Source organism: Klebsiella sp. JB_Kp004 (genome assembly GCF_040065795.1).
Classification (GTDB): Bacteria; Pseudomonadota; Gammaproteobacteria; order Enterobacterales; family Enterobacteriaceae; genus Klebsiella; species Klebsiella quasipneumoniae.
In genome coordinates this window covers 93,965-109,670 of record NZ_JBEAKW010000010.1, presented here as the reverse complement: position 1 = coordinate 109,670, position 15,706 = coordinate 93,965, and the positions used below count along the sequence as shown (strand labels likewise).

Annotated in this window: 12 protein-coding genes and 1 riboswitch; of the genes, 6 read left to right on the top strand and 6 right to left on the bottom strand. The window is 58.5% G+C overall.

The annotated features are described in order from the left end of the window. Positions 1 to 96: 96 nt before the first annotated feature. On the bottom strand, positions 97 to 2,073 hold the full coding sequence (locus ABLX76_RS12240) for an alkyl sulfatase dimerization domain-containing protein (RefSeq protein ID WP_023290411.1): 1,977 nt from the start codon (positions 2,071 to 2,073) through the stop codon (positions 97 to 99). 201 nt (positions 2,074 to 2,274) lie between these two features. Between ABLX76_RS12240 and ABLX76_RS12235 the strand changes: the two genes are divergently transcribed. Then, a complete protein-coding gene (locus ABLX76_RS12235) occupies positions 2,275 to 2,910 on the top strand; it encodes a helix-turn-helix domain-containing protein (protein ID WP_080901721.1) in 636 nt (211 codons plus the stop codon). Positions 2,911 to 2,975: 65 nt separating this feature from the next. On the opposite strand, the gene ABLX76_RS12230 is transcribed toward ABLX76_RS12235, so the two are convergent. Further along, positions 2,976 to 4,952, bottom strand: a complete 1,977-nt coding sequence (locus tag ABLX76_RS12230) for an alkyl sulfatase dimerization domain-containing protein (RefSeq protein ID WP_023290409.1) — start codon at positions 4,950 to 4,952, stop codon at positions 2,976 to 2,978. Positions 4,953 to 5,190: 238 nt separating this feature from the next. Further along, a riboswitch (TPP riboswitch) is annotated at positions 5,191 to 5,288 on the top strand. Positions 5,289 to 5,322: 34 nt separating this feature from the next. On the opposite strand from ABLX76_RS12230, the gene thiM reads away from it, so the two are divergent. From thiM to fbaB, 3 genes are all read left to right on the top strand, one after another. Next, positions 5,323 to 6,096, top strand: a complete 774-nt coding sequence (gene thiM / locus ABLX76_RS12225) for a hydroxyethylthiazole kinase (protein ID WP_348874572.1) — start codon at positions 5,323 to 5,325, stop codon at positions 6,094 to 6,096. After that, positions 6,093 to 6,893 carry a bifunctional hydroxymethylpyrimidine kinase/phosphomethylpyrimidine kinase gene (gene thiD, locus ABLX76_RS12220; RefSeq protein ID WP_009307429.1) on the top strand — a complete coding sequence of 267 codons (801 nt, stop codon included), beginning with the start codon at positions 6,093 to 6,095 and terminating at the stop codon, positions 6,891 to 6,893. The genes thiM and thiD overlap by 4 nt, the downstream gene beginning before the upstream one ends. A gap of 147 nt (positions 6,894 to 7,040) precedes the next feature. After that, positions 7,041 to 8,093, top strand: coding sequence for a class I fructose-bisphosphate aldolase (gene fbaB, locus ABLX76_RS12215; protein ID WP_004201578.1), 1,053 nt, complete (start codon positions 7,041 to 7,043; stop codon positions 8,091 to 8,093). Positions 8,094 to 8,153: 60 nt separating this feature from the next. Here fbaB and ABLX76_RS12210 read toward each other — a convergent pair whose 3' ends face one another. The 3 genes from ABLX76_RS12210 to ABLX76_RS12200 form a co-directional block, all read right to left on the bottom strand. After that, positions 8,154 to 9,437: an RbtT/DalT/CsbX family MFS transporter gene (locus ABLX76_RS12210; protein WP_087849500.1), complete on the bottom strand. Its 1,284-nt coding sequence runs from the start codon at positions 9,435 to 9,437 to the stop codon at positions 8,154 to 8,156. Positions 9,438 to 9,518: 81 nt separating this feature from the next. Beyond that, positions 9,519 to 11,126, bottom strand: coding sequence for an FGGY-family carbohydrate kinase (locus ABLX76_RS12205; protein ID WP_064154334.1), 1,608 nt, complete (start codon positions 11,124 to 11,126; stop codon positions 9,519 to 9,521). 27 nt (positions 11,127 to 11,153) lie between these two features. Continuing rightward, positions 11,154 to 11,903: an SDR family oxidoreductase gene (locus ABLX76_RS12200; RefSeq protein ID WP_004180592.1), complete on the bottom strand. Its 750-nt coding sequence runs from the start codon at positions 11,901 to 11,903 to the stop codon at positions 11,154 to 11,156. 255 nt (positions 11,904 to 12,158) lie between these two features. On the opposite strand from ABLX76_RS12200, the gene ABLX76_RS12195 reads away from it, so the two are divergent. Beyond that, on the top strand, positions 12,159 to 13,160 hold the full coding sequence (locus ABLX76_RS12195; protein WP_032453485.1) for a LacI family DNA-binding transcriptional regulator: 1,002 nt from the start codon (positions 12,159 to 12,161) through the stop codon (positions 13,158 to 13,160). Positions 13,161 to 13,181: 21 nt separating this feature from the next. On the opposite strand, the gene ABLX76_RS12190 is transcribed toward ABLX76_RS12195, so the two are convergent. Then, the gene (locus ABLX76_RS12190; protein ID WP_348874570.1) at positions 13,182 to 14,123 is read right to left on the bottom strand and encodes a sugar-binding domain-containing protein; all 942 of its coding nucleotides are present in this window, start codon (positions 14,121 to 14,123) and stop codon (positions 13,182 to 13,184) included. Between the two features lie 206 nt (positions 14,124 to 14,329). Between ABLX76_RS12190 and dalD the strand changes: the two genes are divergently transcribed. Further along, positions 14,330 to 15,697: a D-arabinitol 4-dehydrogenase gene (gene dalD / locus ABLX76_RS12185; protein ID WP_241516546.1), complete on the top strand. Its 1,368-nt coding sequence runs from the start codon at positions 14,330 to 14,332 to the stop codon at positions 15,695 to 15,697. The last annotated feature ends 9 nt before the right edge of the window (positions 15,698 to 15,706 follow it).

Below are 15,706 nucleotides of genomic sequence, written 5' to 3'. Positions count from 1 at the left end.
GCGGGCGGGGGGATGGCAAACCCTCGGCGCGTTTGTCTGAAGATAAAGTTCCCCCGCGGCCTGACAGGCGGCGGGGGAGCGTGGGGCGCGTGGCGCTTACGGGGTGACGATGTTGAACCAGAAGGCAAAGGTGTCCATATAGCTCAGCATTTCGTCGAGCTTAGCGCCATTGCCGCTAATGTTAACCTCGCCGTTAGCCTGAGCCTGCTTCAGCGTCTCCTGTTTCAGGATGATCTTATTCAGGGTGTCGCGGCTGAGCGAGATGCTGGCGTCTGCGTTGTCGGCTACCGCATTGGCGGTATGGTTAAGCACGCCGTTTTCCAGCTCCAGTTTGTACTTGCCGCCGTCTTTACCCAGGTCGATGTTAAAGACCGCTTTAGCCGCCCCGGCTTTTTCGCCGTTGATATGCACCCCGAGATAATCGAAGAACATTTCCGGCGTCATCGCCCGCACGGTATCCGGACTGGCGGTGTTCGGCGTCGGCAGTTTCTGCACGCCGTTACGCAGCTCCTGAGCGCCGGTGAGGTAGAAGTTGCGCCAGGTCCCGGCTTCCGCCTGATACCCGAGCTGCTCCAGGGCGTCGGCTTCCAGATGACGCGCCTGCTGATTGTTCGGATCGGCGAAGACGATTTTGCTGGTCACCTGCGCCACCCAGCGGTAGTTCCCCTGCTGGTAGTCGGCTTTGGCTTTCTGCATGATGGCATCGGCGCCGCCCATATATTCCACGAACTTCTTCGCCGCCTGCTCTGGCGGCAGCTCGTCGAGGGTGGCCGGGTTGCCGTCGAACCAGCCGAGGTAGAAGACGTAGGTCGCTTTCACATCGTGGCTGACGGAACCGTAGTAGCCGCGGCTGGACCACTGTTTCTCAAGGGACTCCGGCAGCTTGAAGTTGGCGGCGATCTCATCGCGGGTCATGCCCAAATTCGCCATCCGCAGAGTCTGGTCGTTGATATAGCGATACATATCGCGCTGACCTTTCATCAGCTTAACGATATTATCGTTGCCCCAGGTCGGCCAGTGGTGCTGCGCGATAATCACTTCCGCATCGTTGCCCCAGCGGTCGATGGCGGCATTGATGTATTTCGACCACGCCAGCGGATCGCGGATTTTGGCGCCGCGCAGCGAGTAGGTGTTGTGCAGGGTATGGGTGACATCCTCTGCCGCCTCGATCATTTTCTTCTCTTTGACATACCACAGCATCTCAGACGGCGCTTCCGAGCCCGGCGCCATCATAAAGTCATAGGTCAGGCCGTCGATCACTTCCTGCTGACCGGTATGGGTAATGTAGTTGGTCGGCGGGATCAGCGTGACGGTACCCGCCGAGGTGGTGGTGCCGAGACCGGCGCCAACCTGACCTTTGGCGTCCGGCTTCAGCAGGTTGCCATACATATAGCTGGCGCGGCGGCTCATCGCGGTACCGGCCATGATATTTTCGGAAACCGCTTCTTTCATAAAGCCGTCCGGGGCGTAAATCTTCACTTTTCCGGCTTTGACATCGGCTTCATCCACCACCCCGCGGATACCGCCGTAGTGGTCCACATGGCTGTGGGTAAACAGCACCGCCACCACCGGTTTTTTCGGCCGGTGGGCAAAATAGAGCGCCAGAGCCTCTTTAGCCGGTTCGGCGCTTAGCAGCGGGTCGATGATGGTGATCCCGGTTTTGCCTTCAATAATGGTCATATTGGAAAGATCGAGATTACGGATCTGGTAAACGCCGTCGGTGACTTTGAACAGACCGCCGATATTCAGCAGCTGCGACTGTCGCCACAGGCTGGGATTGACGGTGTCCGGCGCCTTTTCGCCCTCTTTGACGAAATTATATTTGGCCGGATCCCAGATAATATTTCCCTGGTCACCTTTGAGCATCGCCGGCGGCAGGGGCGCGATAAATCCCTGATGGGCGTTGTTAAAGTCGGTTTTATCCGCAAACGGCAGTTTACGGTATAGCGCCTGGTTCGCCTCCCGCGTGGCCGGTGTGGCATCCTGTTGTTGCGCGGCGGCAAAGGCGGTTACCGACAAAGACGATAACATTCCGGCCAGCGCCAGATTTTTGGCTATCTGATTTAATTTCATCACTACCTCTCAGGTAATTTATTTTGCGGAAATAAAAAATATCTCCCGCTTAAAAAGTGAATGGCTTGTCGTTTATTCTAAAGACTAATATTCCGCTGAATAGTCCCATATGGGACTGGCGCGGCGCCGCCAAAGGATCCCCTCGTCTTTAGCAGGCGAGGACTGCTATACTGTCGCTAACGGCGCAGGCGAGGGCAGAGAATGAATTTCCAGGAAATACATAGTTATTATAAGACGTTAGCCATAGCCGACTTTTTTGCCGATATCCTCGTGGAAGGTGAAGAGGTTATTCTCTCCGCCAATAAAAAATGGTGCCCGCAACTGGGGTATATTTATTTTTGCACCGAGGGTTCGCTATCCATATTAATGCCGGATGATGGATTGAATATCGGTAATACTATTGAGCATATGCCGATTGGCCTGATGGAGCGGTATTGCCCGCTGGCGAAATTTGAATATACCGGAAGCGCAACCGTGACGCTGCGTAAAATTTCCTACGCCACTTTTGATCGCCTTTTTATTGCTACCCACCCGCAGCGCGTTGAGGCGCTGGCGCAGGTGTTGGTGTTCATGAGTATCTTTACCATCGACCTGCACAATGAACGTCGCCAGGTCACCAGCTACCAGACGATTCGTCCGATGCTGTATCGCTATTTGTATCGGCAGCATACGCATGAGGGTGAAAACGAGGGGCTGGCGTTATTTATCATCCGGCGTACCAATCTTTCGCGCACTCATGTGTTTCGCGTGCTGGCGGACTTAAAGGCGGGGGGATATATCACGATGAAACGTGGCAAACTGATCTCTATCGATCGACCGCTGCCTGCGGAGTACTGACCGGGCAGGAGAGGGTAACAAGGCGGGATCACCGCCTTGTTACCAGGATAGCCGTCAGCGAATCATTACGGCGTCACGATGTTAAACCAGAAGTCAAACGGGTCCATATAGCCTAACATTTCATCGAGTTTGGCCCCGTTACCGCTGATTTTAACTTCCCCCTTATCTTCCGCCTGCTTCAGGGTCTCTTCTTTGAGAATGATTTTATTCAGGGTAGCGCGATCCAGCGTCAGGGTGGCATCCGCCTCTTTGGCTTGCGCATTGGCGGTGTGGTTCAGCACGCCATTTTCCAGTTCCAGTTTATATTTACCGCCGTCATTGCCCAGATCGATATTGAAGACCGATTTCGCATTGCCCGCTTTTTCGCCATTGATATGGACCGCCAGATAATCAAAGAACATTTCCGGGGTCATGGCGCGGACGGTGTCCGGGCTGGCGGTGTTCGGGGTCGGACCTTTCACCACGCCATTGCGCAGTTCCTGGGCGCCGGTAAGGTAGAAATTACGCCACGGGCCGGACTCCGCCTGATAGCCTAATTGCTCCAGGGCATCGGCTTCCAGATGACGCGCCTGCTGGTTGTTAGGGTCGGCGAAAACGACTTTGCTCACCACCTGGGCAACCCAGCGGTAGTTACCCTGGTCGTAATCCTCTTTCGCTTTCTTCAGGATGGCATCCGCGCCGCCCATGTACTCGACGAACTTCTTCGCCGCTTCTTCTGGCGGCAGTTCGTCAAGGGTGGCCGGGTTGCCGTCGAACCAGCCGAGATACAGCACGTAGGTGGCCTTCACATCGTGGCTGACCGAGCCGTAGTAGCCGCGGTTAGCCCAGGTATTGGCGAGGCCGTCCGGCAGCTTAAAGTTAGCGGCGATTTCATCGCGGGTCAGGCCTTCGTTAGCCATCCGCAGGGTCTGGTCGTTGATGTAACGATACAGGTCACGCTGACTCTTCAGCAGGTTAACCACGTTCTCGTTGCCCCAGGTCGGCCAGTGGTGCTGGGCCATAATGATCTCAGCCTTATCGCCCCAGCGAACGATCGCCTGGTTGATATATTTCGACCACGGCAGCGGCTCACGGATCTTCGCCCCGCGCAGCGAGTAGGTGTTATGCAGAGTGTGGGTGACATCCTCTGCGGATTCGATCAATTTCTTCTCTTCGATATACCACAGCATTTCTGACGGCGCTTCGGAGCCTGGCGCCAGCATGAAGTCATAGGTCAGGCCGTCGATCACCTCTTTCTGGCCATCCTTATCAATGATGTTGGTTGGCGCAATCAGGGTGACGGTGCCTGCCGAGGTGGTAGTCCCCAGGCCCGCGCCCACCTGGCCTTTAGCGTCCGGCTTCAGCAGGTTGCCGTACATATAGCTGGCGCGGCGGCTCATGACGTTCCCGGCCATGATATTTTCCGCCACCGCCGCTTCCATAAATCCGGACGGCGCGTAGATTTTGACTTTACCCGCTTTGACGTCGGCTTCATCAACCACGCCGCGCACGCCGCCGTAATGGTCAACGTGGCTGTGGGTGTAGATCACCGCGACGACCGGTTTTTTACCCCGGTTTTTATAGTAGAGATCCATGCCGACTTTGGCGGTTTCAGCTGAGACCAGCGGGTCTACGACGGTGATCCCCTCTTTGCCCTCGATGATCGTCATATTGGAGAGATCGAGGTTGCGGATCTGGTAGACCCCGTCGGTGACTTCAAACAGGCCGCTGATGTTGATCAGCTGCGACTGGCGCCACAGGCTCGGGTTTACGGTTTCTGGCGCTTTTTCCCCTTCTTTAATGAAGGCGTACTGGCCCGGATCCCAGATGACATTGCCCTGTTCGCCTTTGATGACTTCTGGCGGCAGGGCGGCAATAAAGCCTTTATGCGCATTGGTGAAATCGGTGTTATCGGAGAAGGGGAGTTGGTTGTAGAGGGCATCGTTCGCTTTTTTGGTCGCTTCGGTTGCCTCTTTGGCTGACGTATCTGCCCAGGCGGCGAAAGCGAGACTACTCAACATGCCCGCTAACGCTAACCCTTTCACTATCGGGGTTAATTTCATTGGAATCCTCATTTATTGCATGGTTCGTTCGGTTTTACCGATTTAACGCAGGTGACTGTTTGTTACGGATTTTTTAAATATAACCACACATTTACATTCATCCAGTTTTGCTTGCAAAAAACACATTTTTAATCAGAAATTACGCCTTTTGTATTAGCTGGCGAACGGGGAAAAAAGCCGGTCAGCTTGTGTTACACCGCCACATTTCGTACCCTGCTTCAGGAAAATGTTGTACCGCTTTTATGACTCGGGGTGCCCTTCTTAAATGAAGGCTGAGAAATACCCGTACCACCTGATCTGGATAATGCCAGCGTAGGGAAGTCAGAGACCGCAGGGTCATTGCTTCTACCTCGTCTGGCGGGAGCAAACCATGCCTGAGCTGTTGAATCCCGCGCCTGTCGCGCACCTGCGCCATCTGCTGCGCGCCCATTCCCCCCTTGTGCACTGCATGACCAATGACGTGGTGCAGACCTTTACCGCCAATGTTCTGCTGGCCGTCGGCGCCTCGCCGGCGATGGTGATCGATCCCCGCGAAGCGGCGCAGTTCGCCGCCATCGCCGATGCGCTGTTAATCAACGTCGGCACCCTGACCGAAGATCGCGCAGTGGCCATGCGTGCCGCAGTGAAGCAGGCCCGCCAGGCCGGCAAGCCCTGGACGCTGGATCCGGTGGCGGTCGGCGCCCTGACCGTGCGCACGGCCTTTTGTCACGCGCTGCTGGCCTTCCAGCCGGCGGCCATTCGCGGCAATGCCTCCGAAATTCTGGCGCTGGCCGGGATGAGCGCCGGCGGGCGCGGGGTGGATACCACCGATACGGCCGCCGCGGCGCTGCCGGCGGCCCAGGCGCTGGCTCGTCAGTTGACCACCGTCGTGGCGGTCACCGGTGAGGTGGATTACGTCACCGACGGCGAGCGGGTGCTCAGCGTGGCGGGCGGCAGTGCGCTGATGACCCGGGTGGTGGGCACCGGCTGCGCGCTGTCGGCGGTGGTGGCGGCGAGCGCGGCGCTGCCGGGAGACCGGCTGGAAAACGTGGCCGCCGCCTGCGGGCTCATGAAGCAGGCCGGGGAAATTGCCGCCCATCACGGGGGGCCCGGGAGCTTTGTTCCGGCGTTTCTCGACGCGCTGTATCAGAAGGTGCGCGCATGAAACGCATCAATGCTCTGACCATCGCCGGCACCGATCCCAGCGGCGGGGCCGGTATCCAGGCCGATCTGAAAACCTTCTCCGCGCTTGGGGCCTACGGCTGCTCGGCGATCACCGCCCTGGTGGCGCAGAATACCCGCGGCGTGCAGTCGGTCTATCGTATTGAACCGGACTTTGTGGCGGCGCAGCTCGATTCGGTGTTCAGCGATGTGCGCATCGATACCACCAAAATCGGCATGCTGGCGGAAACCGATATTGTGGAAGCCGTGGCCGAGCGGCTGGCGCGCTACCGGGTGGCCAACGTGGTGCTGGATACCGTCATGCTGGCGAAAAGCGGCGATCCGCTGCTGTCGGCCTCGGCGGTGGAGACCCTGCGTCAACGATTGTTGCCGCAGGTGTCGCTGATCACCCCGAACCTGCCGGAAGCGGCCGCCCTGCTTGATGCACCCCATGCGCGCAACGAGCGCGAAATGCTGGAGCAGGGGCGGGCGCTGCTGGCGCTGGGCTGCGGTGCGGTATTGATGAAGGGTGGCCATCTCGACGATGCCGAGAGCCCGGACTGGCTCTTCACCCGCGAAGGGGAACAGCGATTTACCGCGCCGCGAGTACAGACCAAAAACACGCACGGCACCGGCTGCACGCTCTCGGCGGCGCTGGCGGCGCTGCGTCCGCGTCACGCCGACTGGGCGGCCACCGTTACCGAGGCCAAGGCCTGGCTGTCGGCGGCCCTGGCGCAGGCCGACTCCCTGGAGGTGGGCCACGGCATCGGGCCGGTACACCATTTCCATGCCTGGTGGTAAATGGCAGCGTAACGGGACAGCAGAATCTCCTGAAAAAATGCCCTCCCGGCTGGAAAATAGGCTAAGTCGGTACCAGGCTTAACCTGCCCAAAATAATTGGGTTGGGATAATGCATGCCGGCTCCGGCCGGCCTTACGGGAGATTGCTATGACTGATATTACGCAGTTGCTGGGCAAAGATGCCGAGAGCCTTTTGCAGCACCGTTGTATAACCATTCCGGCCGACCAGCTGTATCTGCCTGGCGCAGATTATGTTGATCGGGTGATGGTGGATAACAACCGACCGCCGGCGGTGCTACGCAATATGCAAACCCTGTACAACACCGGACGACTGGGGGGGACCGGCTACCTGTCCATTCTGCCGGTCGACCAGGGCGTGGAGCACTCGGCGGGGGCCTCCTTCGCCGCCAACCCGCTGTACTTTGACCCGAAGAATATCGTCGAGCTGGCGATCGAAGCCGGCTGTAACTGCGTGGCGTCGACCTACGGCGTGCTGGCCTCGGTGTCGCGCCGTTACGCGCATCGTATTCCTTTCCTGGTGAAGCTCAACCATAACGAAACGCTGAGCTACCCCACCGAGTACGACCAGACCCTCTACGCCAGCGTTGAGCAGGCGTTCAATATGGGGGCGGTGGCCGTGGGCGCGACGATCTATTTCGGCTCGGAACAATCGCGTCGTCAGATAGAAGAGATCTCCGCGGCCTTTGAGCGGGCCCATGAGCTGGGCCTGGTCACCGTGCTGTGGGCCTATCTGCGCAATTCGGCATTCAAGAAAGACGGTGTCGACTACCATGTTTCCGCTGACCTGACCGGTCAGGCCAACCACCTGGCGGCCACCATCGGCGCCGATATCGTCAAGCAAAAGATGGCGGAGAATAACGGCGGCTACAAAGCGGTTAACTTCGGCTATACCGATGACCGGGTGTACAGCAAACTGACCAGCGATAACCCCATCGATCTGGTGCGCTACCAGCTGGCCAACTGCTACATGGGCCGCGCCGGGCTGATTAACTCCGGCGGCGCGGCGGGCGGAGAGACCGACCTTGCCGACGCGGTGCGCACGGCGGTGATCAATAAGCGCGCCGGCGGCATGGGGCTGATCCTTGGCCGCAAAGCGTTTAAGAAATCGATGGCCGACGGCGTGAAGCTGATCAATGCCGTGCAGGATGTCTATCTGGACGGCAAAGTGACTATCGCCTAAGGCGAAAATCCGGGCGTCACCGCCCGGATTGCTCGTTGTTCATAGCAGATGTCGGGTTTATTAAGACTCCGCCGCGTTGGCGGTAAATGGTTTCGCACTCTGAGCGCGAGTAATGCCAGGCTGTTCAACGCGGATTAACGGGCACAGGAAGAAGGCCAGAATATATAAGGCGGTATAGGCAATCACCACCCCGATGGTGCTGAAATAGGGCAGCAGCACCACGGCGATCGCCGGCGCCAGAAAGTTCGACAGCCCGGCAGACAGGTTATAGACCGAAATCGCCGCGCCTTTATGGTTCGGCTCCAGCGCCGGGAACACCGCCGCCATCGGCACGAACGCGGCGACGAAAATACCCAGGGCAATAGCCGGCACCAGCGCCATCGCAAAGCTGTGGCCAAAGTGCTGAGGGATGTAGTAAAACGCCAGGCTGGAAAGCGCCATCCCGATGCAGCCGAACCAGCGAATCACCTTCATCCAGCCCATTTTCTCCGCCACGATCCCCCAGAAAACGTTCGAAAAGATGGTGGTAAAGAAGAAGGCCGCCCACACCTGGAGCCACTCCGAGGTGGTAAAGCCCAGCTCATCAACGAACATCATCGGCATAATCACCGCAAAACCAAACAGCGACAGGGTGTTAATAATGCGCACGATGCTGGAGAACAGGATGCTGCGGTTGGTATAGATCAGCGTCGCGGCGCGCCCCAGTTCGGCGATTTTTTCGCGAGTGGTCAGGTTCTGCATATGGCGCGGCGTTTCGGTATGACGCATCGACACCAGCGCAATGATGCCGCCGGCGGCACAGAAGACCAGCGCCAGCCACAGGGTGCCCATTTCGCCAATGTGGGGAATGGTGAAGCTCGGAATATAGCTGCCGAACACGCCGATACCCACGGAGTAGACCGCCCAGAACCAGCCCAGCGCAGAGCTGGAACTGTCGCTGCGAACGTTGTGGATAATGGCGACGATAAATGAGTAGAGGAACAGCGGGTAGGCCAGGCCGCGAATGCCATAAAACAGCAGGATCAGCGCATAGTTGGCGCGACCGAGGCCGAAGACGAGGAACAGCACGTGGAATACACACCACAGCACGAAGCCGATCATCATGGCCTTGCGCGGGGTGATGATTTCCGCCACCACGCCGGAAATCCACGCCGAGAGGGCGGCGGCCAGACCGTAAAGCGTAAAGGCAAAGGAAGCCTGCGCCGGGGTAAATCCGAGTGTTTTGATGTAGTGCGACAGAAAAGCCAGCTCAAAGCCGTCGCCGGTCATAAACACGGCGATGGCGACATATCCCCAGATGAGGTTGAGCGGTAGACCATACCACTGTTTGTTATTTACGGACATGTTGACCTCGATTTCAGAGTGCAGATGAGTGTCTCCGCTGCACAGCAGCGGAGCATTATTGTTATTAAAAAAAGAGGGATGTTATTCGCGAATCAGCCTGCCGGCCTGTTGTAGCGCCTTATAGGCCTCATATCTGCGCTGATGTAACGAGCTAAACGCAGTCTCGCTGTGATAGGTGGCATCCACCTGAGTGAATTGCTTCATGGCCTCCGGCAGCGAAGCCGCGACTCTGCCCGCCACCGCGCCGAGGATGGCGGAGCCTAACAGCACCGGCTCGCTGCTGACGGTGCTCACGACGCTAACGCCGCAGGCGTCGGCCAGCAGCTGACGCACCAGCGGATGCTGTCCGGCCCCGCCGCTGATGACGATATTTTCACTCTCAATCCCGCAGGCGCGCTGGGCGTCGAGGATCTGTCGCAGGCCATAGCCAATCCCGCATAATCCGGCAACGTACAGCGCGGTCAGGTTATCCAGGTCCCGCTCCATCCCCAGCCCGGCAATCAGCGCTTTCGCGTGTGGGTCGGCAAGCGGCGCGCGGTTACCGAGAAATTCGGGCACCACGTGCAGACCGGCGGCCAGCGTTACCGCCTCAGAAGGCGAAGCCGTCTGCGCCAGTACGCGATCCGCCAGCCAGACCGGCAGAGGGACGCCCGCCGCTTTCGCTTGCTCGCGAGCCTCCGCCGCCGCCGGATGGAAGCTCAGCAGCTGGTCGATAGCCGCGCCGGCGGCGCTTTGTCCGCCTTCAATCAGCCAGTAGCCAGGCACCATCGCCGAATAGTATGGGCCCCAGACGCCGGGGACGAACACCGCTTCCTCAGTGGTGGTCATGGTGCAGGAGGAGGTGCCGAAGACGTAGGCCATATTGTTGACCGCGCCGTTAAGTACCCCGACGGTGCCGATGCCGCCCGCGTGGGCGTCAATCATCCCCACCGCCACCGGCGTGCCGATCGGCAGGCCCATCTCCTCCGCCGCCGTGGCGCAAAGACCGTCGCCGCAGGGGGTTCCAGGTTCGACAATCCGTTGGCCGATGCGGACAAAATCTTCATCCGCCAGCTCTTCGAGGCCAATCTGGCGGAAGTAGCCTGCATCCCAGCGTTGTTCATGCGCCAGGTAGGTCCATTTACAGGTCACAGTGCAGACCGAGCGGGCTTCATCGCCGGTTGAGCGCCAGGTAAGGTAATCGGCAAGGTCGAAGAAGTGGCGCGCCTGCTGATAGATGTGCGGGCGATTCTCCTTCAGCCACAGAATTTTCGGCGTTTCCATCTCCGGCGAAATTTTGCCGCCAACGTACTGCAGCACCGGGTGGCCCGTCGCGTTGATCTTTTCCGCCTGCCCGGTGGCGCGATGATCCATCCAGACGATAATGTTGCGGTCCGGATCGTCCGAAGGCCCGACCGCCAGCGGCGCGTCGTTATCGCCAATCACCACCAGCGAACAGGTGGCATCGAAGCCGATCCCGGCGATCGATGACGGCGGGACGCCGGCGCTGGCCACGGCGGTTTTAATGCAGTAGCACACCGCCTGCCAGATCTCACGGCTCGACTGCTCCACCCTGTTTCCGGCGCTGCGAAAGAGGGTAATTTCCCGGGTCGCGTGGGCGAGAAGCTCGCCCCGCAGATTGAATACCCCGGCGCGCACACTGCCCGAACCGACATCCACACCAATAATGTTTTGCGTATCGTTTTGCATCACATCCTCTCACAGGCTGGTTACGGATCAGAGATCCACGCTGTTCGGCAGGATCACAATGTCGCGTACGGTGACGTTTTTCGAACGCGTCACCATAAACAGCACTGACTCCGCCACTTCAATCGGCTGCATCAAACTGCCGTTGGCCAGCGCTTCGTCCATTTTGGCTTTTGGCCAGTCGTCCAGCAGAGCGGTCACCACCGGGCCCGGTAGTACGGCGCCGACGCGCACGCCATACTGCGCCACCTGGCGACGAGTCGTATGTACAAACGCCTGCACGGCGAATTTCGACGCGGTATAGACAGGCTCCCAGATCACCGGCACCACGCCCGCGATGGAGCTGGTGAATATAATATCCCCGGATTTTTGCGCGATCAGATGCGGCAGGACGCTACGCACGCAGCGGAAGGCAGCGTTGATGTTGAGGTGCAGCACGCGGTCCCAGACGTCCGGGTCGCCCTCGGCCACCGGCCCGCCGATATAGGCACCGGCGTTGGCGTGGAAGATATCGAGACGCCCGGTGAGCTGCAAAATGCCCTGCAGAAGGTTATCGACCTGGTCCGCCTGCATCAGATCCACCTGCAGAGCGAAGGCGTTTTCGCCAAGTTCGGCGACCAGTTTGTTGAGCTTTTCGCCTTCGCGGTCGATAAGCACCACTTTTGCGCCAGCTCCCAGCAGGGTCCTCGCGCACTCGAGGCCGATACCGGACGCCGCGCCGGTGATCGCGGCGACTTTACCGCTGAGGGAAGTATTCATAGAGGAGACAGAGTGGTTCATTTTATAATCCTTTGCCGTGTCTGGTTGCAACTATCGAACCCGAGGGCATCGCGTTCGAGGTGATGGACAAAAACATGGTAACCTATTGAATATCAGCATCATTATTCAGGCTTGCTGGCATGTTAAGGCGGTATGCGCGCGTACTTCCTGGCGTGAAATGGATGCTCAATCGATGAAGCTATGTTGCTCTCGCTTCATCGATTGAGCAAGTGGGGAAATTAACAGCGACATGATTTTGTGACGCAAGTTGGAAAAATGAAGAAGATAACGATTTACGACCTGGCGGAGCTTTCCGGCGTTTCAGCGAGCGCGGTGAGCGCTATCCTCAACGGCAACTGGAAAAAACGCCGCATCAGCGCAAAGCTTGCCGAAAAGGTGACACGGATTGCTGAGGAGCAGGGCTATGCGATTAACCGCCAGGCCAGCATGCTGCGCAGTAAAAAATCACACGTCATTGGCATGATTATCCCCAAATACGATAACCGCTACTTCGGCTCCGTCGCCGAACGCTTTGAGGAGATGGCCCGCGAGCGTGGCCTGCTGCCGATTATCACCTGTACGCGCCGAAGCCCGGATCTGGAGCTCGAAGCGGTAAAAGCGATGCTCTCCTGGCAGGTTGACTGGGTGATCGCGACCGGGGCGACCAATCCGGATAAAATCTCCGCGCTGTGCCAGCAGGCGGGCGTGCCCACGATCAATCTCGACCTGCCGGGGTCTCTCTCTCCCTCGGTGATTTCAGATAACTACGGCGGCGCGAAAGCGCTGACCCACAAGATCCTCGCTAATAGCGCCCGCCGTCGGGGAGAGCTGGCGCCGCTGACCTTCATCGGCGGGCGCAGCAACGACCATAACACCAGCGAGCGCTTACGCGGCTTTCACGATGCGCATCACGAGCAGGGGCTGCGCGTGCCGCAGGCGAATATTCTGGCTCCCGGCTATTCGAAAGGCCACGTTGAGGCCTGCCTGCAGGAGCGGTTTGGCAGCGCGAAGACGCTATTGCAGGGGATATTTGTTAACTCGACGATATCTCTCGAAGGGGTTGTGCGCTGGCTGTCGCAGGTGGGGCTGACCGGCAGCGAGCAGCCGCCGATGGGCTGCTTCGACTGGGATCCGTTTGTCTATCTGCTGGGGCACGATATCGACATGGTGCAGCAGGACGTACCGGCGATGCTGGACGCTGTTTTTTCGATTATTGACGCCGGCGAAGCCAGCCAGCAGCGGATTGAAATTCCGCCGCGATTGATGAGCAGTAGCTGAGTCGCCGTCTGCTGATTGCCGTTAGCGCGTCAGCAGCCAGCGCGCGGTATGTTCATCGGTCACCAGACCGTTGATCCAGCCGCCTTTAAGGGCGGCCAGGATCGCCGGTCGTTTGTATTCTCCACAGGCCGCGGCAATCCGCGGGCAGTGGTTCTGGCGGATATCATAGCTGGTGATCATGCGGTTGATCTCGCTGTCTACCACCTCGCCTTCTGCATCGATAAACCGCCCGAGGATCTCCCCGATGCCGCCGCGGGCGGTCAGCTCATCCATCTGCGCCTGATTGATAAAGCCGTCTTTAAAGATGGGACTTTGCGTGCCCAGCGGACCAATGCCGACAAAAATGACGTCCGCCTCCCGGGCGACGCCGGAGACGCTGCGAAATAAGCGATTGGTGCACCACATCTCATACTCTTCCGCGGTCTGGGCGTAGCGCGGCGCAGGCCACTGATAGTACTTGGCCTTAATTTTGCGGGTGAGCAGCAGGGGCACGTCATCGTAATAGTTGCACCGCCCGTCGGCGTCCATGGCGCTGATCAGCGCCACGCAGCGGGTATTCAGGCTGTCGAAATCGATGCGCTGCAGCGCTTTTTTCAGGGTCAGGCCCGAGCCCAGGCCGATGATTTTCTCTTTATCATCCTGCAGATAGCGAGCCATCAGCTGATAGCAGCCAAACGATACGCTGTCGAGGGTACTCTCTTCGCTAAAGGCGGGGACCACATTGCACTCGAGAAGTCGGTACTTTTCCTGCAACAACTGCGCATAATCGAGGCAGTTCGCCACCGGATGGTGCAGATTAATCGACACAATCCCTTCTTCTTTCGCGGCGGCGATCAGCCGTTGCACCACCGGTCTGGAGGTGCCCAACTGGCTGGCGATCTCGCTCTGATTCTGGCCGGCGATGTAGTACATCCATGCGGCACGCACCTTCTGATCCAACCGGATATCGTCTTCTTTACTCATGGTTTCCCGCCCTAAGTTGCTGGCCAGGGCACGCAATTGGCCCGGCGAATATCCGCATTCTCGCCGTGGTTGGGATAACTGGCAAGCTTTTGCTCTTTAATGGTCATTTGTAATTTAATTGGGTAATTGCTCTTTTGTGATCCGTGGCTCTTATTTTGGTCAAATGATCAATTACAGTGGCGCCATCCACTCAAGGAGAGCAGAACATGAACAATCAATTCACATGGCTTCATATCGGTTTGGGTTCTTTTCATCGCGCGCATCAGGCGTGGTATCTGCATCGTCTGATCGCTTCCGGCGATAAGCGCTGGCGCATCGCGGCGGGCAATATTCGCAATGACGCCGAGCAGGTGGTGCAGGCGCTGGCGGCGCAGGGCGGACGTTACGTCCTGGAGACCGTCAGCCCGGAAGGGGAGCGTGAATATGAAGAGATCACCTCAATTCAGAAACTGCTGCCGTGGCAGGCCGGGCTGCAACCGCTGATTAACGAAGGGGCCAACCCGCAAACCAAAGTTATCGCCTTTACCGTGACGGAAGGGGGGTACTACCTGAATACCCGCCATCAGCTGGAAACCAGCAACCCCGATCTGCAGGCTGACCTGAAAGGCGAATGCAAAACCATTTACGGCACCCTCGCGCGAATTCTGGAAAAGCGCATGGCGGACAACGCCGGGCCGCTGACCCTGCTTAACTGCGACAACGTACGTCATAACGGCGAGCGCTTCCACGACGGGATGGTGGAGTTCCTGCAGCTCACCGGCAAACAGGCGGTGATTGACTGGATGGCGGCCAATACCACCTGTCCGAACACCATGGTGGACCGCATCACCCCGCGTCCGGCTGCCGATCTGCCGGCCCGTATCAAAGCGCAAACCGGCATTGACGATAAGGCGCCGGTCATGGGCGAGACCTTTATCCAGTGGGTGGTGGAGAACAACTTCCGCGATGCCCGCCCGAACCTGGAAGCGGTCGGCGTGGAGATGGTCGAGTCGGTTATCCCGTTTGAAGAAGCGAAAATCCGCATCCTGAACGCGTCGCACAGCTGCATTGCGTGGGCGGGGACCTTAATCGGCCAGCAGTATATTCACGAAAGCACGCTCACCGATGTTATCTACGCCATTGCCGACCGCTACGTCACGGAAGATGTGATCCCATGCCTGGGCGATAACGGTATTGATTTGCCGACCTACCGCGATGTGGTGCTCAAGCGCTTTACCAACCCGCATATCCAGGACACCAACCAGCGCGTCGCCGCCGACGGTTTCTCGAAAATTCCGGCGATGATCGCCCCAACCCTGCAGGAGTGCTATCAGCGCGGCGTCCGCCCGGAAGCGACCGCCATGCTGCCGGCGCTGTTCTTCGTCTTTATGGAGCAGTGGCATAAGGGAACCCTGCCGTATCAGTACCAGGACGGCATCCTGGATGAGCAGGCGGTGCATGAGATGTATGAGGCTCAGGATCCGCTGGCTGTCTTCGCCCGCGATAAAGCCCTGTTTGGTGACCTGGCCGACAACGCGGATTTCCTGGCGCTGATGCGCGAGAAAGTCGCCGCCGTTTACACGCTGATTAAATAAGAGGTGGCT